Source organism: Actinomadura sp. GTD37 (genome assembly GCF_041951365.1).
Lineage (GTDB): Bacteria > Actinomycetota > Actinomycetes > Streptosporangiales > Streptosporangiaceae > Spirillospora.
Genome location: NZ_JBGNUS010000005.1, coordinates 199,815 through 220,315 on the forward strand (window position 1 = coordinate 199,815; position 20,501 = coordinate 220,315).

Sequence of the window (20,501 nt, forward strand, 5' to 3'; positions counted from 1 at the left end):
CCGCCGCCTCCTGGCGAGGAGACACACCGATGCCGTTGAAGAACCCCTGGTTCGAGACCGTCGCCGAGGCGCAGCGCAGGGCCGAGAAGCGGCTGCCCTCCATGGTGTACGGCGCGCTGGTCGCCGGCTCCGAGCGCGGCCGGACGGTCCACGGCAACACCGGCGCGTTCGCCGAGCTGGGCTTCGCGCCCCGCGTCGCCGGCCACCACGCCGACCGGGACCTGTCCACCACGGTGATGGGCGTCGAGACCTCGATGCCCGTGCTGATCTCCCCCACGGGCGTCCAGGCCGTCGACCCGGACGGCGAGGTCGCGGTGGCCCGCGCCGCCGCCAACCGGGGCGTCATCATGGGGCTCAGCTCGTTCGCGAGCAAGCCCGTCGAGGAGGTCGCCGCCGCCAACCCGAACCTGTTCTTCCAGGTGTACTGGAGCGGCGACCGCGACACCATGGTCCAGCGGATGGACCGCGCCAGGCGGGCCGGGGCGAAGGCGCTCATCGCCACGCTCGACTGGTCGTTCTCCAACGGCCGCGACTGGGGAAGCCCCACCATCCCCGAGCGGATCGACGTCAAGACCGCGCTGAAGATGGCGCCCGGCGTCCTGACCCGCCCCGGCTGGCTGTGGCGGTTCGCCAAGACCAGGCACCTCCCCGACCTCACCGCCCCCAACCTCCAGCCGCCGGGCGGCGCGGCCCCCACCTTCTTCGGCGCCTACGGCGAATGGATGCAGACCCCGCCGCCCACCTGGGAGGACGTGGCCTGGCTCCGCAAGGAGTGGGACGGCCCGTTCCTGCTCAAGGGCGTCACCCGCGTCGACGACGCCCGGAAGGCCGTGGACGCCGGCGTCACCGCCCTGTCGGTCTCCAACCACGGCGGCAACAACCTCGACACCACGCCCGCCACGATCCGCGTCCTGCCCTCCATCGCCGAAGCGGTCGGCGACCAGGTCGAGGTGCTGCTGGACGGCGGCGTCCGGCGCGGCGGCGACGTCGCCAAGGCCCTCGCCCTCGGCGCCCGCGCCGTCCTCATCGGCCGCGCCTACCTGTGGGGCCTGGCCGCCAACGGGCAGGCCGGGGTCGAGAACGTGCTGGACATCATGCGCGGCGGCCTCGACTCCGCCGTCCTCGGCCTGGGCCGCGCCGGCGTCGGCGAACTGTGCCCGGACGACCTGGTCGTCCCGCCCGGCTTCGCCCTGACGCTCGGCGGGGACCCCGCGCCCGGCGCGCCGGCGGGCTGAGATGTCCGCAGGAGCGGGCCGCGGGCTGGCGGACGCCTGCTGGCCCGGCGTCCCGGCGGGACCGCTGGTGCTCGTGCCGGTCGGCTCGACCGAGCAGCACGGGCCGCACCTCCCGCTGTCCACCGACACCCTGATCGCCCAGGCCGTCGCCGAACGCGCGGCCGGCGCCCTCGGGCCGCACCCGGACCGGCCGGTGCTCGTCGCACCGCCGATCCCGTACGGCGCCAGCGGCGAGCACGCCGGGTTCCCCGGGACGGTCTCCATCGGACACGAGGCGCTGCGCGCCGTGCTGGTGGAGACCGTGCGCTCGCTGGCGCTGTGGGCCGGGCGGATCGTCTTCGTCAACGGGCACGGCGGCAACGTCGCCACCCTCGGCGCCGCCGTGGCCGTGATGCGCTCCGAGGGCCACGACGCCGCCTGGACCGGCTGCGACGTCCCGGGCGGCGACCCGCACGCCGGATTCACCGAGACCTCGATCATGCTGCATCTGGCGCCGCACCTCGTCCGGCCGTTCGACGGGGTCGCCGGCGACACGCGCCCGCTGGGGGAGCTGATGCCCGACCTGCTCGCCCGGGGCGTCCGCGCGGTCTCCCCGTCCGGCGTCCTCGGCGACCCCGCCGGGGCGTCCGCCGAGGAGGGGCGCGAGATCCTGGCGTCGGCCGCGGCGTCGGCCGCCCGGCGGATCGGGGACGGGCGGGCGGACGCACGCGGCCGCCTCCTCGGCCCCGGCGCCGCCCCGTCCCCGGAGCCGCGCCGGTGAGCGCCCCGCGGGGCCCGTCCGCGCTCCCGGCGGGCTTCCCCATCGTGCTGGACCCGCGGACGTCCCTCCGGTCGCGCGGACGGATCGCCACCGGCGGCGTGCCCTGGAAGGTCGTCCGCTTCGGCGACGCCGCCCTGCCGCACCTCGCGGCGCTGCGCCGCGCGGGCCCGCGCGGGCTGGCCGACGACTCGCCCGTCGGGCGGGCGCTGGCCCGCCGCCTCCTCGACCACGGCCTGGCCCGGCCGCTCCCGGCGCCGCGTCCGGGCCCGCACGACGTCACGGTCGTCGTCCCCGCCTACGGACGAGCCGACGAACTCGACGCCTCGCTCGCCGCGGTCAAGGGCCTGCCCGTGATCGTCGTGGACGACGGCTCGCCCGACCCCGGGCCGCTGCGCCGCGCCGCCGCCGCGCACGGCGCGCGGCTGGTCCGGCACGACCGCAACCGCGGGCCCGCCGCCGCGCGCAACACCGGGCTGCGGCTCGTGGAGACGGCCTTCGCCGCGTTCGTGGACTCCGACTGCCGCCCCGCCCCCGGCTGGCTCGACGTCCTCATGCCGCACTTCGACGACCCCCGCGTCGCGGCCGCCGCCCCCAGGGTCGTGCCCCGGCCCGGCGACACCCGGCTCCTGGCCCGGTACGAGGACGCCCGGTCGGCGCTGGACATGGGGCGCGAGCCCGCGCTGGTCCGGCCGGGAGGGAGGCCCGGCTTCGTCCCCACGGCGACGCTGCTGGTCCGCGTGGCGGCCCTGGACGGCTCCCCCTTCGACGAGCGGCTGCGGCTGGGCGAGGACGTCGACCTGGTCTGGCGGCTGGCCGACGAAGGGTGGAACGTGCGCTACGAGCCCGCCGCCCAGGTCTTCCACACGCCGCGGCTGCGCCCGGCGGACTGGGCCCGGCGGCGCCACCAGTACGGCACCTCCGCCGCCGGCCTGGCCCGGCGCCACCCCGGCAGGCTGGCCCCCGCCCGCCCCTCGGTCTGGAACCTCGCCGCCCTCGGCCTGCTCGCCCGCGGCCGCCCGGCGCCCGCCGCCGCCTGTACCGGCCTCGCCGCGGCGCTGCTCGCCCGCCGGCTGTCCCGGCTGCCCGCCGACTGGAGCCTGGCCGCGGCCATCGTCGCGAAGGGCGCCGTCGCCGACGCCGCCGCGCTCGGGCACGCGCTCCGCCGCGAATGGTGGCCCGCCGGGCTGCTCGCGCTCGCCGCCTCCCCGCGCAGCCGCGCGGCCCGCGCCGCGACCCTCGCCATGATCGCGCCGATCGCGCTGGAATGGGCGCGCGAACGCCCCGCGGTCGACCCCGTCCGCTACACCGTCCTGCGGCTCGCCGAGGACGCCGCCTACGGGTCCGGAGTGACGGCGGCCTCGCTGCGCGCCCGCTCCGCCGCCCCCCTGCGCCCCGACATCCGCCTTCCCGGCGCGCTGACGACCCGGCGTCACGGTCCGCGACCGGCCGGTCACTAGAATGGCGGTCCTGCCGATCACCTGCGGGGAGGACCGGGGCCAGGGTGCGCACCTCGAACGATCCGGACGGCCCGAACGTCGCCGTGAGGCGGGACGGGCGCACCGTCCCGCTCACGTGGCCGGTCGTGATCCTGTGGCTCGTGGGGATCACGGCGGTCCTCGCGGTCACCGGCGTCGTCCTCAGCAGGGAGACGGGCCTGGCGCCGTTCCTCGTCTTCCTGCCCACCCTGATCTCCGGACGGGGAACGGTCCGGCAGACCGCGGTCGCGTCGGTGTGGTCGACCCTGGTCATCGCCGGATCCCTGATCCGCAGCCCGCTGGACACGGCGGCGGCGAACGCGAGCGTGCTCCTCTTCGCCGTCGCGCTGAACGGGCTGAGCACGGCGCAGGCGGCGCAGCGCGTCCGCAACGAGGGGGAGATCATCCGGCTGCGTTCGGCGGCGGCCGCCCTGCAGCGCCAGATCCTGCGCCCGTTCCCCCTCACCACCGCCGAACTCGTCGTCTACGGCCTGTACGAGCCCCTCGAAGAGGACAGCCTCGTCGGCGGCGACGTCTACGAGGTCGTCGCGACCCCGTACGGCAGCCGGGTCTTCATCGCCGACGTCCAGGGCAAGGGCCTGCCCGCCATCAGCACGGCCTTCGCCGTGCTGAACTCCTTCCGCGAGGCGGCCCTGACGGAGCCCACCCTCACCGCCGTCGTGGACGCCCTGGAGAACTCCGTGCTCCGGCACAACTCGTTCGCCGCGCAGGCGGGCGAGGCCGAGCGCTTCGTCACCGCGCTCGTCCTGGGCATCGGCCCCGAGACGAAGGTGCAGGCCGTCAACTGCGGGCACGTCCCGCCCTACCTGCTGCACGGCGAGGATCCCGGCCAGGTGCCCCTCGGCGAGGCGTCACTCCCGCTGGGGCTGGCCTCCCTCTATCCGCGGCCGCGCGCCGCCATATGGTTCGACTTCCCCCAGGGGACCACGCTCCTCCTGTGCACCGACGGCGTCACCGAGGCGCGGGACCCGTCCGGCGTCTTCTTCCCCTTGGACGAGCGTGCGGCCGCCTGGAACGACGTCCCTCCCAGTGACATCGCACCGACCGTCCACCGCGAACTGCAGCAGCACACACACGGCAGGCTGGCGGACGACACGGCGCTGCTGGTCCTCCGCAGAAGATCCACGGAGCCGCTCCCCGCGGAGGACGAGGGTCCTTGACCCGCTCCCCTACCGGGACGCGGCGCGGGCCCGGAGGGCCGCCGCGCGGCCTGCCCTGCGGCCGAAGAACGAGCCCTCGCCGAGCTGGGTGCCCGAGCAGTATCCGGCGCCGTCCTGCGCGATGTTGGACGCGCAGGCCCCCGCCGCGTAGAGCCCGCCGATGACCGACCCGTCGGCCCGCCGCGCCTCGCCCTCGACCGTGGTGGCCATGCCGCCGAGCGTGAAGCCGGCGTACAGGGCGGTGCCGAGGCTCAGGTCGTAGACGCCCCAGGGGCCCTTCGTCTGCGGCGCCAGCCAGTCGGGATGCTTGTGGAAGTCGGGGTCCTCGCCGCGCGCGGCGTGCTCGTTGTAGCGCGCCATCGTCGCCGCGAGCGAGCCGCGCGGCAGTTCGAGGCCCGCCTCCATCTCCTCGACCGTCTCGTAGCCGTCCTTCAGCGGCACGAGCGGCATCCGCTGCTCCTCCATGTGCTCGCTGTCGGCGATCAGGTACGCCGTCGCGTCCGGCTGCCGGAGGACGAAGTACGACGTGCGCGCGTGGTAGCCGTCCTCGGCCGCGAACCGCTCTCCGCGCTTGTTGACGATCAGCCCCTTCACCAGCGAGGACGGCGGGTAGAACGGCGCGGTGATGAAGGGCTCCTGCATGTGCTCCAGCGCGGCGCCGGCCGACTGGCCGAGCCGGATCCCGAGCCCGTCGTCGTAGCTGCCGCCCAGCGTGAACAGCTTCCCGCCGAGGGCCGGCGTGTAGGCCGCGACCATGTCCGGGTTCATCACGAACCCGCCGGCCGCGATCACCACGGCGGCGGCGCGGACGGCGCCGGTCCGGTCGTAGTTCCGCCAGGCGACGCCGGCGACCGCGCCGTCCTCGGCGGCCACCAGGTTGGTCGCGCCCGTCTCGTAGCGGACCTCGACCCCGGCCTCCTCGATCCGGTCCCGCAGCAGGTCCATCACGATCTTGGTGCCCTCGGTGTCGCCGGGCACCGGGACCTTGTGCCCCCTCGGCGCGGGCGGTATCTCGTCGCGGAACGGCCACACCTTCTCGTTCCCGGTGAACATCAGGCCCTCGGTGCCGGGCTGGATCACCGCCTTCCCGGGGAAGTAGGACCGCTCGAACTCGAACCCCAGGGCCTCCAGCCACTCGAAATGGGCGACCGATCCCTCGCAGTAGGCCCGGATCTTCTCCTCGTCGGGGTCCTTGGTGCTCGCCGTCAGGTAGCGCGCCATCGCCTCGACCGTGTCCTCGTGGCCGGTGGCCCGCTGGACGGCCGTGCCCCCGCCGAGGTAGAAGTGGCCGCCCGACATGCTCGACGTGCCGCCGTGGACGGCGGCGCGCTCCAGCAGCAGCACCCGCGCTCCCGCGCGCGCCGCCTCCAGCGCCGCGCAACCGCCGGCGATGCCGAAACCCACCACCACGACGTCGAACCGCTCGGCGTCTTCGGCGAGCTCCGCGGCCGGTATCACCTGGGGGACGGCCAGTCCCGGGGAGGATTGTGCGTTCATCGGTCCTTGCCTCGTGTCGTGAGCCCGGCTGCGTCTCATGAGCCGGGCTGCGTCTGGTCGCCGGCCTGCGGCTCAGCCCTTGTGCGGAATCTGGTTGACGGTGCCGCCGTCGATGACGAACTCCGATCCGGTGGCGTAGGAGGACTCGTCGCTGGCGAGGAAGACCACGAAGGAGGCGACGTCCTCGGGCTGCCCGGGGCGGCCGAGCGGGATCGGGACCATGTCGTCGGGGATGCCCTCGGTGATCGGGGTGCGGATCAGGCCGGGGTGCAGCGAGTTGACCCGGATCCCGTGCGGGGCCAGCTCGATGGCGACCGACTTGGTCAGGCCCCGCAGGCCCCACTTCGAGGCCACGTAGCCGTGCGCCCAGGACGTGCCGCGCAGGCCCTCGATGGACGAGTTGTTGATGATCGAGCCGCCGCCGGCCGCGATCAGCGCGTCGGTGGCCGCGCGGATGCCGAGGAACGGGCCGGTGAGGTTGACGTCGATGATCCGCTGCCACTTCTCCAGCTTGAACCGGTTGATGGCCGCGCCGTTGGCGATCCCCGCGTTGTTGAAGAGCACGTTGAGGGCGCCGAACTCGGCGACGGTCGCCTCGACGGCGGCCGTCCAGTCCTCGGGGCGCGTCACGTCGAGGTGCACGTAGCGGCACGCGGCGCCCAGCTCGTCCGCGACGGCCCTCCCCTCGTCGTCGAGGATGTCGCCGATCACGATCCGGGCGCCCTCGGCGGCCAGCGCCCGGGCGCTGGCCGCTCCGATGCCGCGCGCGCCCCCGCTGATCAGGGCGATTTTCCCGTCCACACGTCCCATCGCTGGTGTCCTCTCCGTTCGCGGGGTCTCAGCCGCCCAGTGCCGTCGCGAAGACGCCACGGGCGGTGTCGAAGGGCAGGTCGAGCGGCGTCCGCAGGCCCGGCGGGGCCGCCACGACGCCGGGGATCGAGTTGACGATGCGCCCGGCGCCGGAGGCGATCGCCGCGTAGTTGTGGTCGCCCCTGGCGCTGGTCGGGCAGACGTCGACGCGGTAGGACGGCTCGCCGACGATCTCGACCCGGTAGGAGCCGCCGTCCTGCGCGGGCTGCGGCCAGTCGGGGCGCAGGTCGCCGCGCAGCCGGGTCGTGTGGTCGATGACGAGGACCTCCCGGCCGCCGGCGACGCCGGTGATCTGGAACCGCATGGCCGCCACCCCGCCCGCGGGGATGTGCCCGGCGGCCACGTCGAACGCCTCCGGCGCCGGCTCCTGCTCGAACCACTCGGTGATCTCGTCGAGCTCGAAGCCGAACCCGCGGGCCAGCATCCGGAGGCTGACGCCCCAGGACGCCGCCAGCATCCCCGGCTTGAACATCTTCGGCAGGTCCCCCACCGGGCGGCCGAAGCCCATGAAGTCGAACATGACGGGGCCGCCGTCGTAGGTCGCGTAGTCGGCGATCTCCGAGCAGCGCACCTGCTCCACCCGCTGGCAGGTGCTCGCGATCGCGAAGGGCAGCAGGTCGTTGATCCATCCGGGGTCCACTCCGGTGGCGAAGAGGCTCGTCCCGCCCGCGCGGCAGGCGTCCTCGATGGGGGCGATCATGCGGTCCGGCAGGACGCCCCAGGGGTGGACCAGGGGCACCGGGGAGGAGGCCACGACGTCGCTGCCCGACGTGAGGATCCTCCGGATGTCGTCGAGCGCCTCGAACAGCCGGGTCTCCCCGAGCGCGCAGTAGACCGTGCAGTCCGGCCGCGCGGCCAGCGCCGCGTCCAGGTCGCCGGTGGCCGCCACGCCCGTGACCACGTCGAGGCCGGCGAGTTCACCGGCGTCCCGCCCGATCTTCTCCGGGCTCGACACGACCAGCCCGGCCAGCTCGAAGCGAGGGTCCTCGATCAGCTGCGACAGCGCGATGCGGCCGACGTTCCCGGTCGCGACATGCAGCACGCGGATGGCCATGGTGCTCCTCAACGGGTGGGACGGCCCCGGTCGGGGCCGGTTCGGGCGGCGGCCTGCTGGACAGATGTCCAGTCACTATTCCAACACATGTAGAACAGGTTCTACCATGGCGGTGGCCGACCGCCCACCGAGGAGACCGCACATGCCTGACTCGCCCGCGAGCCGCTACGCCGGCCTGTCCCGGGAGCGGCTCGCCGCCCTCGTTCCCGAACTGCTCCTGATCGGGCAGCTCATCGACCGTTCCGGGATGGCGTGGTGCATCTCCGCGTTCGGGCGGGAGGCGATGGCGCGGATCGCGATCGACGAGTGGGCCGCGTCCAGCCCGATCTACACCAGGCGGATGCAACGCGCTCTCGGCTACGCCCCCGACGTCCCCGGAAAGGGCGACGTCCCGACCATCTTCAAGGGCCTCCAGCTCGACATCGGCGCCCCGCCGCAGTTCATGGACTTCCGCTACACCGTCCACGACCGATGGCACGGCGAGTTCCACCTCGACCACTGCGGCGCACTGATGGACGTCGAGCCCATGGGCGAGGACTACGTCCGCTCCATGTGCCACGACATCGAGGACCCGACCTTCGACGCGACCGCGGTCGCGACCAACCCCAAGGCGCAGGTGCGCCCGATCCACCGGCCCCCGCGCCGGCCCGCCGACCGGCACCCCCACTGCGCCTGGACCGTGATCATCGACGAGTCGCACCCGGACGCCAAGGGCACCCCCCTGCTCGCCGACAACGAGCGCTCCCGCGCCGCCGGCCTCGACCTGGACCCGATCGACCCGGCCGACGACGGCCTCGCCGACTACTCCGGCCCGCTGCTGTCCGACCTGGACTTCGCCGCCTTCTCCCGCTCCGCCCTCGCCCGGATCGCCGACGAGGTGTGCCTGCAGATGCACCTGCTCAACCGGGCCTTCACCCTCGCCGTGGCGCAGCGCGCCGCCGACGACGGCGAGCTCCTCCGCATCTGCCGCAAGCAGCTCGTTGGCATCGCCGGCATCGCCGCCGAACGCCTGGCCCGCGCCCTGGACCTCCCCGCCGACGCCGAGGGGGCGACCCGCCTGCTGTCCCTGCACCCGCTCCTCAACCCCGCGGCCTACGTCGACGCCGACATCGAACGCGCCGGGATCGTCGTCCGCCCCTCACCCGCCCACGAGGACGACGCCTGGATCTCGCTCTGCGGCCCCGACTGGACGGCCCCGCTCCAGGCCATCGTCCGCGCCCTGGACGACCACCTCGACGTCGAGGTCACCGGGCTCGGCGCCGGCGAGGACTGGCGGCTGACCGTCGTCCGCCGCGACCACCCGGCCCCCGAGCCGGGCGAGGTGGCCGTGGTGCGGTTCAGCACCGGCTCCGGCTTCGCCTTCGAACCGCGCCGCTCCCTGCCGATCACCCCCGTCTAGCGCCCGGCGGGCAACTCAGCTGTTCGACGACGAGCCGGGCCGCACCGCCATGGCCGGGCTCGCGAGGCTGGACGGCCTGCTGCTGGCCCTCGCCCTGGAATCCTGCCGGGCGCCGGGCGCCGGCCGGCGGGTGCGGTCGGCCGAGCTGATCCTGACCCTGCTGCACGGAGCGGGCCATCTCGCCGAGACGGCGCCCGGCTTCGGGGACCCGCTCGACGTGGCCCGCGCCTGCCGCCATCTCGCCGGCCTCGAAGCGGACGACGCCTGGAACCCTCCCCACCTGGCGTACGTCGCCGCGCCGCGCCGCCCGAACCGGGGGAGGACTGCCGACAGGTCCGCGCCGACGGCCGCCGTCCGCGCCGGGGAGAAGGTCACCCTGTGGTGGGCGTCGGCCAACCGCGACCCCGGCGTCTTCGATGACCCCGACGTCTTCGACGTCCGGCGCTCCCCCAACCCGCACCTCGCCCTCGGCCGCGGCCCGCACTTCTGCCTGGGGGCCGGTCTGGCGCGGATGGAGATGCGGGTCGTCTTCGAGGCGCTGCTGGACCGGGTCGGGGACTTCGCCATCACCGGGCCCGTGCAGCGGGTCAGGTCCCACAAGCACACCGGGATCCGGCACCTGCCGATGCGGCTGGAGGGGCGCCGGCCGGGCGCGTGAACCGGGGAATCTTGGCTCCTCTCAGGACCGCGCCTTCCGTTCCCATGGCGAATCCTCTTTAGCCTGATATGTATGGGCGCAGCGACCGAGTGGTACGGACGCCGATACATCGACCTGCACGGAATGCCGTCGTGGGCCGATCTGGCGAGTCCTGATCCCGCGGCGTCGAAGGCGTTCTACCGCGGCCTCTTCGGCTGGGACTCCTACACGCTGAACGCCGGCGGATTCGGCGACTACGAGGTCTTCACCGACGAGGCGCCGGGCTCCGGGGTCGCCGGTCTCCAGAGCCTCGCGGACGACACCCAGCCCCCGTCGTGGACGTGCTACTTCCGGGTCGAGGACGTGGACGCGTGCGTGCGGACCGTCCTCGCCGCGGGCGGGCTCCCGCACGTCGACCCCATCGACGTCGCGCACATCGCGCGGATCGCCGTCTTCGCCGACGACCAGGGCGCCGAGTTCGCCGTCTGGCAGCCGGGGCCGTCCGGGGAGACGACGCTGATGGGCGACCGCTCCGCCGCGCGCTGGGTCGAGCTGGCCTGCCGGGACGTCGGCGGAGCCGAGCGCTTCTACGGGGCCGTCTTCGGCTGGTCGGCCGAGAGCCTCGACGACCCGCGCTTCAGCTACACCCGGTGGAGGGCGGGCGGTGAGCTGGTGGCCGGCGCCATCCCCATGGACGGCCAGTGGCCCGCGGACTACCCGAATCACTGGACGCCCTATTTCGAGACCCCCGACTGCGACGCCGCGACCGCCGAGGCCACCGAGCGGGGCGCCCGGCTCCGCCTCCCCCCGACCGAGATCGCCGAGGGCCGGATCTCCGTGCTGACCGACCCGACCGGGGCCCGCTTCGGCGTCATCGCCCCGGATCCGCCGCGGAGCCCGCGCGGCGCGGACGCCGACCGCCCGCCGGGAGCGAAGTAGAACACGTTCTCGTCCGGCGGCCCTCGCCGGCCGGGCGGTTCACCAGCCCGGCGGCAGCGAGGTGAAGTCGGGGTCGCGGCCCTCCGCGAACGCGGTCAGCGCCTCGGCGTTGGCGGGGCCGCCCATGAGCCGGGCGAAGCCGTCGTTCTCCCGCTCCCGCGCCCGCCGGATCTCCTCCCGCAGCGGCGCGGTCATGTCGCGCTTGACCTCGCGCAGGCTGGAGATCGGACGGCTCGCCAGCGTCGCCGCGACCCGCGTCGCCTCGTCCATCAGCGCGGCGGGCTCGCACACCCGCCAGACCAGCCCCATCTCCTTGGCCTCGGCCGCGGAGATCCACTCCGCCGACAGCAGGATCCAGGCGGCGTTCTGCCGCCCGACCAGGCGGGGCAGCAGGTAGCTCGACGCGGCCTCCGGAGCGACGCCCAGGCTGGTGAACGGCGTCTTGAGCCGCGCGTCCGCCGACATCAGGACCAGGTCCGCGAACCCGATGACGGTCAGCCCGATGCCCAGGCCCAGCCCGTTGACCGCCAGGACCAGCGGCTTGTCGAACGCGTCGAGCGCGTCGACGAGGCCGAGGAAGCCGTGCCGGCCCGGCTCGAAGTCGGGGTTCGCGATGCGCTCGCCCATCTCCACCAGGTCGGTCCCCGCGCTGAACGCGCGGCCGGCGCCCGTCAGCAGCACCACGGCCACCGCGGGGTCCTCGGCCGCTTCGTGCAGCGCGTCGGTGAGCGCGTCGTAGAGGGCCTCGTTGAACGCGTTGAGCGCGGCGGGCCGGTCGAGCGTGACCGTCCGGACGCGGTCGGCGTCCTCGACCCGCAGGATCGGAGCCTCCATGGTCACCGTCCCTCCGTTCCCAGCACGAGGTCCGCGCAGCGCTCGCCGATCATGATGGAGGGCGCGTTGGTGTTACCCCCGGTCACCGACGGCATCACCGACGCGTCGGCGACCCGCAGGCCGTCGACGCCGAGGACCCGCAGCTGCGGGTCGACGACGGCGCGCTCGTCCGTCCCGATCCGGCACGTGCCGACCGGGTGGTAGACCGAGTGCACGATGTCGGGCAGGAGCCGGCGCAGTTCGGCCGAGTCGGAGTAGTCCGGCCCGGGCCGGATCTCGCCCTCGTTGTCGCCGGTCCCCGCCATCACCTGGCGGACGATCGAGACGCCTTCGAGCAGCACGTCGGCGTCCTTGCCCGCGGTGAGGTACGCGGGGTCGATCAGCGGCGGGAGCGCCGGGTCGGGGCCCGCGATCCGGACCGTCCCGCGGCTCTCCGGGTAGATCAGCGTCGGGAAGACGCTGAGGCCGGGCTTGGTCGTGGGCGGGCGCACCGCCTTGTCGCCGTCCTGGTTGGGGAACGGGTACACCCAGTAGAGCGCGTGCAGTTGCAGGTCGGGGATCGCACCGGACAGCGAGCTGCGGACGAAGCCGGTGGCCTCGAACTGCGAGCCGCTGGCCCAGCCCGAGCGGCGCAACCGCGCCTGCGCGAGCCCGCGCATGAAGTACGCGGGCGTGGGCCGCCGCAGCGCGGAGTCCATCCGGAAGGAGATGGGGACGAACAGGTGGTCGTGGAGGTTGTCGCCCACCGGCAGGTCGCTGACCACCTCGATGCCGTGCTGCCGCAGGTGCGCGGCCGGCCCGATCCCGGACAGCTGCAGCAGCTTGGGCGAGCCGAATACGCCAGCGGAGACGATCACCTCCCGGTCGGCGGAGATCACCTGCCGGTCGCCGTCGGCGCCGACCACCTCGACCCCGGTGGCGCGGCCGCCGCTCACCACGATCCGGGACGCCGCCGCACCGGTCAGGACCAGGAGGTTGTCCGGCGGGTCGGTGCGCAGGTAGGCGCGGGACGCGGAGTAGCGCACGCCGCGGTCCGCGCTGAGCTGGAAGACGCCGACGCCCTCCTGCTCGGGGCCGTTGTAGTCGTCCAGGAACGGGACGGCGAGCCGGTCGGCCGCGGCGTCGATGAAGCTGCGCGAGGCGTCGGTGAGGTCCTTCTGGCGGCGCACCTTGATCGGGCCGCCGGCGCCCCGCAGTTCGTCCGCGCCGCCCTCCCAGTCCTCAAGCCGCTTGAAGGCCGGCAGCACGTCGTCGTACGACCAGCCGGTGGCGCCGTCCGCGGCCCAGTCGTCGAAGTTCTGCCGGTTGCCGCGCACGAACAGCATGCCGTTGACGGAGCTGGAGCCGCCGAGCACCTTGCCGCGGGTCTGCGGGATCACCCGGTCCAGGGCGGCGGTCTGCGGCACCGACTTGTAGCCCCAGTCGACGAGCTTCTTCAGCTGCGGCGTGGAGAGCATCACCGCGACCGCGCCCGGGATCTCCAGCAGGTTCTTCACCCCGCGGGCGGTGTCCCGGCCCCCGGCCTCCAGCACCGCCACACTCGCCCCGCTCTCGGCGAGGCGGCGCGCCAGCGCGCACCCGGCGCTGCCCGCGCCCACGACGACGTAATCGGCTCGGACCACGGATACCTCCAGGCGCACGACCGGCCGGACACGTGTCCAGTCACTGATCCAGCATAGTAGAACACGTTCTACCATGGCTGTGCGCGCAACGGAATCCCGCGCCGGAGCGTCAGTCCGGGGCGTCCGCGGAGTCCGGCAGGGAGCGCACGGCGACCCGGCGGATGAGGTGGACGTCGGTGAGCGGACCGGTGGACGCGGCGAACCCGAACCTGACGGTGCTCGGGACGGGCTCGGGGGCCGGGAAGCGCAGCACCCGCCGGAAGCCGCGCCCGTCCCGGAAGTCGATGTCGACCGTCGCCACCGGGTCGGGTTCCGGCGACACCGAGACCCGGACGGTCCGTCCGACCGGTTCCAGCAGCCGCTCGGCCCGCGCCGGCGTGACGCCGGCGGGAAGGGTCCGCAAGTCGCCGTGGAGCCGCCCCGGCAGCGTCGACGACCAGGGGCCGGCTCCCGTTCTGCCGCTCGCCGTGGCGGCGAGGAGGCAGTACCCTTCGACGCCGTCGCCCGGACCGCGGGCCGTCACGATGTTGGGGCCGGGAAGCGCCGGCCGAGGCGCGGTACCGGCCGGGGAACGCCGCTCGCAGCCGTTCCCGCGCCTCTCCCCGTCGCCGAAGTACTCGCCCAGCACGTCGAGCCCGATGCCGAGGTACCCGCCGGCGACGCCGGGGACGAAATGGGCGTCCGTTCCGCCGTCCGGCAGTTTCTGGGCGTACCCGAGGCTCCCGCCGAACGCCCCCGGCGTGGTGAGCCGGACGGCGCCGTCGGTGAGGAAGAAGGAGATGCCGTCCGCGGGCGACCGCGTCGTGCCGCCGTACTGCCACTGCTCGAACGTGACCTCCAGGCCGTCCTCCGCCGCGACCGGCGAGTCGAACAGCACGGCGCCGGTCTCCTCGAAGTGGGCGTCGGTGAGCTGGAGGTAGCCGCGCGGCGCCGCACCCACCGGCGGGACGGCGCCGGCCGGGTCCGGATGGCATCCGCCGAGCGGGTGGTTCGCGGCGTCCGCGACCTCTCCACCCCGCCGCGCACCGGTCAGGCAGGCGGCCCCGTAGCCCACGAAGCGCGCGTCCGCGGCGGCTCCGGTGAACGACTCGCCGACCAGCACCGGCCCCGGCCCCCGGTACGCCGCCGCGGCGTGCCCGGTCGAGGCGATGGCCGCGGCCGCGCCGACCGCCGCGATGCCGCGAGTCATCCCACGTCTCATGTCATCGACTCTTCTCCGCGAGTTCGAAGCGATTCCTCTTACCGCATTCATAGGAACACGCACTCGCGACGGGTTACCGCACCCGTGACGGCATTCGAATCAGATCATTGCCAAGGGGCGTGTCACCTTTTCGAGCGGCCACATCGTCGTCATGTTCCGGCAAGCCCGCGAAATGTCCCGGCCCTCACCGGATCAGAGCCGGGGTCCGCGAGGACGCGGGCGGGCCCCGGATGACGGCGTCCGCGTCGGCGCCCGGCTCATTCAGCGCGGCTCCTGCGCACCGCCGCGGATGCGCCGGGACTCCGAAGACCCGGCCCCCGGCCGGCACTCCGGGCCGGCGGGCGCGTGGCCGGCCGGCCCCTGGGGCTTCTCCCGGCGCCGCCCGGCGTCCCCTTCCGGCGCCTCGGCGTCGGTCGACGCCACCTCAGTCCGCCCACAGAATGATGTATAGGACATTTCGCAGTCCCCTCCCCCTTCGCGACCGTCCGCCCGACGTCGGGCGGACCCGGCCCCCGCGGCCCGGCACACCGTCAGGATGACGCAGATTCCTTGCGCTGTGGCAAATAACACCGGACTGGTCCGGCGCACGCGCGAAAGCAGAGGTGAGACCCGGCCGGTGAGTGAATGCGGCCCCAGCGGAACGATCCCCGTCTGCCCGGCCCTGGAGGCGGCGACCGCCATCGCCCGTCAACCGCCGCCGGCCGCGCCGCCCGCACTATTCTCGGCCGGATGAGCGAAGATCTTCTGGCCGCCTATGACGCGCATCTGCGCGGGACGGGCGTGCCGGCGCTCGGCGCGCGGGTCGAGCGGGACGGTCCGCTGCTGCGGATCGTCGGGGAGCACCGCGGCTTCGTCACCGCCCCGCGCGACCTGTCCGGCCACGACGTCGACGCCCTCATCGCCGCGCAGACCGCCTTCTTCGGAGCCCGCGGCGAGGCCGTGGAGTGGAAGGCGCGCGGCCACGACCTCCCCGCCGACCTGCCCGACCGGCTGCGGGCCGCGGGGTTCGCCGCCGAGCCCGCCCAGACCGTCGTGATCGGCCGCGTCGCCGGCCTGGCGACCGCGCCGCCCGCCCCCCGCGGCGTGGTGCTCCGCCGGGTCGGCGGCGAGGCGATCCCCGCCATCGTGGCGATGGAGTCGCAGGTGTGGGGGCGCGACTGCGGCTTCGTCGGCGACCACCTGGCCGGCGGCCTGGCCGCCGCCCCCGGCCGTCTGGCGATCTTCACGGCGGAGGCCGCCGGCCGGGTCGTCGCGGCGGCCTGGGCGGCGCTCCGCGAGGACGGGGTGTTCGCGTCCCTGGTGGGCGGGTCGACGCTGGAGGAGTGGCGGGGCCGCGGCGTCTACCGGGCGCTCGTGGCCGTCCGGGCGCGCCTGGCCGCCGAGCGCGGCTACCGGTACCTGCACGTCGACGCCTCCGACGACAGCCGGCCCATCCTGGAGCGCCTCGGCTTCGCCCCCGTCACCACGACGACCCCCTACGTCTGGTCTCCGCCCGCGGAAGCGGCCGGCTAGGCGGCCTGCGCTGGTTCGGGACGCCTGTACACCTCGCCGTCCTTCATGACGAAGTCGACTCGTCCGGTGACCTGGATGTCGGCGAAGGGGTCGCCGGGCATGGCGATGATGTCGGCGATCCTTCCCTCGGCGAGGACGCCGAGATCGCCGAGCCCGAGGAGGTCGGCGGCGACGCTGGTGGCGGCCCGCAGGGCGCGGGCGGGCGCGATGCCGTTGGACGTCATCATCGGGAACTCCCGCCAGTTGTCGCCGTGCGGGAACATCCCGGCGTCGGTGCCGAAGGCGATCCTGATCTCGCTCGCGGCGAGGTTCTCCGCGCTGTCGAGCAGCGCCTGCTGGTACTTCTGGAACTTGCGGGGCTTGAAGGCGGGCGCGCCCCTCCAGTGCCCCTCGTTGAAGGCGTTCCGGGCGTCGTTGACGACCGTGTACTGGGTCGGGACGACGAAGACGCCCGCGTCCTCGATCATCTTCAGCGTGTCCGCCGACGCGAGGTTGGCGTGCTCGATGCTGCGGACGCCCGCCCGCACGGCCCGCCTGGCCCCCTCGTCGCCGTAGCAGTGCGGCGTGGCCGGGACGCCGAGGTCGGCCGCGGCCGAGACCAGGGCGGTCATCTCCTCCTGGGAGTAGGTGGTCTGGCCGGGATCGTCGCCGGGGCTGGAGAAGCCGCCGGTCGCGCCGAACTTGATCCAGTCGGCGCCCGCGCGGACCTCCTGGCGCACGCGGGTGCGGATCTCGTCGCATCCGTCCGCCGCGGCCAACTCCAGCGGCGGCGGGGATCCCTGGAACTGGTCGGCGAGCACCGTGCTGAAGTCGCCGTGCCCGCCCCGGGCCGAGATCAGGTGCGGGGCCACCAGCATGCGCGGCCCGGCGATCCGGCCCGCCGCGACCGCGTCGCGCAGATCGACGATGCCGTATCCGACGTCGGCGCACATCAGGTCCCGGACCGTGGTGAACCCGTTCATCAGCAGGGTCCGCAGAACCGGGAGCGACCGCAGCGCCATCGCCGCGGGCGAACCGGTGACCACGGACATGATGTCGGGCGTGATCGTGACATGGGTGTGGCAGTCCATGAAGCCCGGGGACAGGGTGTGCCCGTCCAGGTCGATCACCTCGGCGCCCGGCGGCGCGGGGACGTCCGTCGCGATCTGCCGGATCCAGCCGTCCTGGACGAGCACGTCCCGCGGCCCCGCGGGCCCATCGGCGAGACCGTCCCACACCTTCGCGCCCGTGATCAAAGTCGCCGGCATGTGCGCCACCTCCCAGTGCGCCGAAATGCCCCGTTCGACGGACTTTATAGCCACCGTCCCCGCCCGCCCCGCCTTTTCGGCCGGGGTGGGCGAGGCGACCGCCAAGCCATTTCCAAAACTTGGCAAAACGTCACGGTGGTCTGCTGCGCGAAAATGCCTTCTCTTCGGCCGCGCAGGCCGCACGGCGACCTTTCTCCGGGAGCCCTCAAGCGAGGATCTGAACGTAGCCGCCGGTTCCGTGGACGCGGATGCGCTGCCCGTCCCGGATCAGCCGGGTGGCGTGCTCCACTCCCACGACGGCCGGCAGGCCGTACTCCCGCGCGATCACCGCTCCGTGCGTCATGAGCCCGCCCACCTCGGTCACCAGTCCGGCGGCGGTGACGAACAGGGGCGTCCAGCCGGGGTCGGTGAAGGCCGTGACCAGGATGTCGCCCGCCTCGAGATCGGCCTGCGCCATGTCCATGACGACTCGGGCCCGGCCCTCGACGGTGCCGGCCGAGACCGCGAGGCCGGCCAGCGCGCCGGGCGGGGCGTCGTCGCGCCGGTACCGGCCGGTGACGACCTCGCCGTCCGACGTGACGACCCGGGGCGGTGTGAGCGCCTCGTGCAGACGGAACTCCTCCCGCCTCTCCTGGACGAGCCCGGCGTCCACGCGGCCGGTCCGCACGACGTCCCGCAACTCCTGGAGCCGAAGGAAGAAGATGTCGTCCCGCGCACGCAGGACGCCGGACCGGACGAGGCGATCGGCTTCCCCCAGCAACGCCTGCTTGTACGCGAAGTAGCGGCTGACCATGCCGTACTTGGGGTACTCCCGGTATCCGGCGAAGGCGCGGACGCGGTCGATCATCCGCTTGGTCTCCGCGGCCTTCCGCTCCCCTCCTGGTAGGGCGCGCAGCCTCGCCAGCAGCTCCCGTTCCTTGCGCCGCGACTCCTCGCGCCCTTCCGCGAAGCGCCGTTCGCCGGCGCCGGGGCCGAAGTTCCCGATGTTGCCGAGGACGGCGGGGAGGAGCATGGCGGGACGCTCGCTCCACCGCGTCCTGGTGATGTCGATCTCGCCCGCGCAGCGCATGCCGTACTCGTCGAGGTAGCCCCGGAGGGCGTCGCGCGCCTCCCGCCCGCCGGGCAACCCGGCCAGTTCGTCCAGGAAGCCGGCGCCCTCCCGGCCTTCGTCCGCGACACGCCGCAGGAACGCCACGACGTCCGGATGCGGCCGGATCTCGTCCGCGACGTCGAGGAGCGCGAGCCCCATCTCCGAGGTGACGTTGCCGGGGACCGACTGCGTGAGCGCGTCGGCCGCGTTCTTCTCACCGAGCCACGCGTCCAGGCGGTCGTTGAGCCACCAGGCCGCCTCCATCCCCGCCATGACCACCTGGGAGCCCAGCGGATCGAACAGGACGCGCTTCAGCTCGGCGATGTCGGCGAGGACGAAGTCGAGCAGCGCCGGCCCGGACAGGTCCCCTATCGCGCGCTGAAGGGCGGCGACGGACGCCCGGCCGCGCCGGATCAGCCCGGCCGCGATGGCCGGGTCGGTCTCGATCGGAGCGGGCGGGTCACCGGCGGGCGCGGGGCCGGGGTCTTCGTCCGGAAGCGGGCGGAGGAAGCCGTCGCGGTCGACGACGGCCTGGAGCGCGTCGCGGATCAGCGGGTCCGACCTCCCCAGCGTCTCCAGGAGACTCGTGCGGCCCGCGGGCGTCGCCAGGACGGGCGCCACGTCGACGAACAGCCGGCCGCCCGCCTCGTGCATCGGCCGCGGGGTCGTGAGCTGCCACAGGGAGAGCCCCAGCGGCTTGATCGCGTCGGTCATCATCTGCTGGTGGCCGACGGAGACGTAGACGCGGTTCTCCTCGTCATCGGCCCTCGGAAGGGGGAACAGGGTGGTGATCGGCCGGCTCTGGACGATGTGGAACTCGTCGCCGGCCAGGCACCATTCGATGTCCTGCGGGCGGCCGAAGTGCGCTTCGATGCGCCGGCCGAGCCGCACCAGGCGCACGACCTGCGCGTCCGTCAGGGCCGGCCGCGCCCGCCGCGCCGGGTCGACCCGTACGTCCTCGGTGCCGCCCTCCGGCGACGCCCGGACGGAACGCCGCTTCTCGGCGACCGCCCTGGTGACGACCCGGTCGTCGCGCACCGTGTAGACGTCCGCGGGGACGAGACCGGAGACGAGCGCCTCGCCGAGCCCCCAGACCGCCTCCACGGTGGCGGTCTTCCGGTTCGAGGTCACGGGGTCCGCGGTGAACAGGACCCCGGACGCGTCCGGGAGCACCATCCGCTGCACGACCACGGCCATCCGCACCTTCCGGTGGTCGAAGCCGTTGCGGGCCCGGTACGCCACCGCCCGCTCGGTGAACAGCGAGGCCCAGCACCGCCGCACGTGCCGGAGGACCTCCGCCGGGCCGGCGACGTTCAGGTACGAGTCCTGCTGGCCGGCGAAGGACGCGGTCGGCAGGTCCTCGGCCGTCGCGCTCGAACGCACCGCGAAGGACGCGTGCTCCCCGAGCCGGGCGAGCGACGCGCCGATGTCCGCCGCAAGGCCGGCGGGCACCGCGGCGCCTTCGACGACGCGGCGCATCCCGGCGCTCAGGGTGCGGATCGCGTCGCGGTCGTCCGGTTCCACGCGCGAGAGCGGATCGAGCCGGGCGCCGAACGACGGCGCCTCGGCCACGGCCCGCTGGAAGGCGTCCGTCGTGACGCAGAAGCCGTCCGGCACGCGGACGCCGTCGACGCGCGACAACTCCCCCAGGTGCGATCCCTTTCCGCCGACGCGCGCGGCATTCGTCGAGTCGATCTGCTCGAAACCCAGCACAAAGCCCAATTCCACTACTCCAACTTTCGCCGGCCAGTTCGCGACAGCGGCAGTATGGGGCAATTTTTTGCGCCTCATGAGACGCGCTGATCTGTTATACGGTGGAAGTGGCGGGAAGGGCGGCGCGCCGCGTGCGCGACCCGGCGGGCGACGGTGATCCCGCGAATTCCCCCAGCCCGGGGCCCCGACGGCCGGGCGGCGGATCGTAGACGCCCGCGGGACGCGCGGACTAGGC

At 74.1% G+C, this 20,501-nt stretch carries 16 protein-coding genes; 8 read left to right on the top strand and 8 right to left on the bottom strand.

The genetic code is table 11. The features are described 5' to 3' along the window. Positions 1–29: 29 nt before the first annotated feature. The 4 genes from mftD to ACA511_RS25535 are packed head-to-tail and all read left to right on the top strand — an operon-like array spanning position 30 to position 4,651. A complete protein-coding gene (gene mftD, locus ACA511_RS25520; RefSeq protein WP_375027127.1) occupies positions 30–1,235 on the top strand; it encodes a pre-mycofactocin synthase MftD in 1,206 nt (401 codons plus the stop codon). Position 1,236: 1 nt separating this feature from the next. Further along, complete coding sequence (mftE, locus tag ACA511_RS25525; protein WP_375027128.1) at positions 1,237–1,995, top strand: mycofactocin biosynthesis peptidyl-dipeptidase MftE; 759 nt, start codon at positions 1,237–1,239, stop codon at positions 1,993–1,995. Beyond that, the gene (gene mftF, locus ACA511_RS25530; protein WP_375027129.1) at positions 1,992–3,452 is read left to right on the top strand and encodes a mycofactocin biosynthesis glycosyltransferase MftF; all 1,461 of its coding nucleotides are present in this window, start codon (positions 1,992–1,994) and stop codon (positions 3,450–3,452) included. Before mftE ends, mftF begins: the two co-directional genes overlap by 4 nt. Before the next feature lie 44 nt (positions 3,453–3,496). Further along, on the top strand, positions 3,497–4,651 hold the full coding sequence (locus tag ACA511_RS25535) for a PP2C family protein-serine/threonine phosphatase (RefSeq protein ID WP_375027130.1): 1,155 nt from the start codon (positions 3,497–3,499) through the stop codon (positions 4,649–4,651). A 9-nt stretch (positions 4,652–4,660) separates the two neighbouring features. Here ACA511_RS25535 and ACA511_RS25540 read toward each other — a convergent pair whose 3' ends face one another. The 3 genes from ACA511_RS25540 to ACA511_RS25550 form a co-directional block, all read right to left on the bottom strand. Then, positions 4,661–6,148, bottom strand: coding sequence for an FAD-binding protein (locus ACA511_RS25540; protein WP_375027131.1), 1,488 nt, complete (start codon positions 6,146–6,148; stop codon positions 4,661–4,663). Positions 6,149–6,220: 72 nt separating this feature from the next. Then, positions 6,221–6,958, bottom strand: a complete 738-nt coding sequence (locus ACA511_RS25545) for a glucose 1-dehydrogenase (protein ID WP_375027132.1) — start codon at positions 6,956–6,958, stop codon at positions 6,221–6,223. Between the two features lie 28 nt (positions 6,959–6,986). Next, the gene (locus tag ACA511_RS25550; protein WP_375027133.1) at positions 6,987–8,072 is read right to left on the bottom strand and encodes a dihydrodipicolinate reductase; all 1,086 of its coding nucleotides are present in this window, start codon (positions 8,070–8,072) and stop codon (positions 6,987–6,989) included. Positions 8,073–8,214: 142 nt separating this feature from the next. Between ACA511_RS25550 and ACA511_RS25555 the strand changes: the two genes are divergently transcribed. From ACA511_RS25555 to ACA511_RS25565, 3 genes are all read left to right on the top strand, one after another. Next, positions 8,215–9,471 (top strand): hypothetical protein, encoded by a 1,257-nt coding sequence (locus tag ACA511_RS25555; protein WP_375027134.1) that lies wholly within the window; start codon positions 8,215–8,217, stop codon positions 9,469–9,471. A 49-nt stretch (positions 9,472–9,520) separates the two neighbouring features. Then, positions 9,521–10,129: a cytochrome P450 gene (locus ACA511_RS25560; RefSeq protein ID WP_375027135.1), complete on the top strand. Its 609-nt coding sequence runs from the start codon at positions 9,521–9,523 to the stop codon at positions 10,127–10,129. Between the two features lie 72 nt (positions 10,130–10,201). Continuing rightward, the gene (locus ACA511_RS25565; protein WP_375027136.1) at positions 10,202–11,047 is read left to right on the top strand and encodes a VOC family protein; all 846 of its coding nucleotides are present in this window, start codon (positions 10,202–10,204) and stop codon (positions 11,045–11,047) included. Positions 11,048–11,086: 39 nt separating this feature from the next. On the opposite strand, the gene ACA511_RS25570 is transcribed toward ACA511_RS25565, so the two are convergent. From ACA511_RS25570 to ACA511_RS25580, 3 genes are all read right to left on the bottom strand, one after another. Then, on the bottom strand, positions 11,087–11,881 hold the full coding sequence (locus ACA511_RS25570; protein ID WP_375027137.1) for an enoyl-CoA hydratase/isomerase family protein: 795 nt from the start codon (positions 11,879–11,881) through the stop codon (positions 11,087–11,089). 2 nt (positions 11,882–11,883) lie between these two features. Next, on the bottom strand, positions 11,884–13,503 hold the full coding sequence (locus ACA511_RS25575) for a GMC family oxidoreductase (RefSeq protein WP_375027138.1): 1,620 nt from the start codon (positions 13,501–13,503) through the stop codon (positions 11,884–11,886). 109 nt (positions 13,504–13,612) lie between these two features. After that, entirely contained in the window at positions 13,613–14,704 is a 1,092-nt protein-coding gene (locus tag ACA511_RS25580) for a hypothetical protein (protein ID WP_375027139.1), read from the bottom strand. Positions 14,705–15,433: 729 nt separating this feature from the next. Between ACA511_RS25580 and ACA511_RS25585 the strand changes: the two genes are divergently transcribed. Continuing rightward, entirely contained in the window at positions 15,434–16,216 is a 783-nt protein-coding gene (locus ACA511_RS25585; protein ID WP_375027140.1) for a GNAT family N-acetyltransferase, read from the top strand. Here ACA511_RS25585 and ACA511_RS25590 read toward each other — a convergent pair. Continuing rightward, a complete protein-coding gene (locus tag ACA511_RS25590) occupies positions 16,213–17,463 on the bottom strand; it encodes an amidohydrolase family protein (protein WP_375027141.1) in 1,251 nt (416 codons plus the stop codon). The two genes, ACA511_RS25585 and ACA511_RS25590, sit on opposite strands and share 4 nt — an antisense overlap. Before the next feature lie 205 nt (positions 17,464–17,668). Further along, positions 17,669–20,281, bottom strand: a complete 2,613-nt coding sequence (rph, locus tag ACA511_RS25595) for a rifamycin-inactivating phosphotransferase (protein WP_375027142.1) — start codon at positions 20,279–20,281, stop codon at positions 17,669–17,671. Between the last annotated feature and the right edge of the window lie 220 nt (positions 20,282–20,501).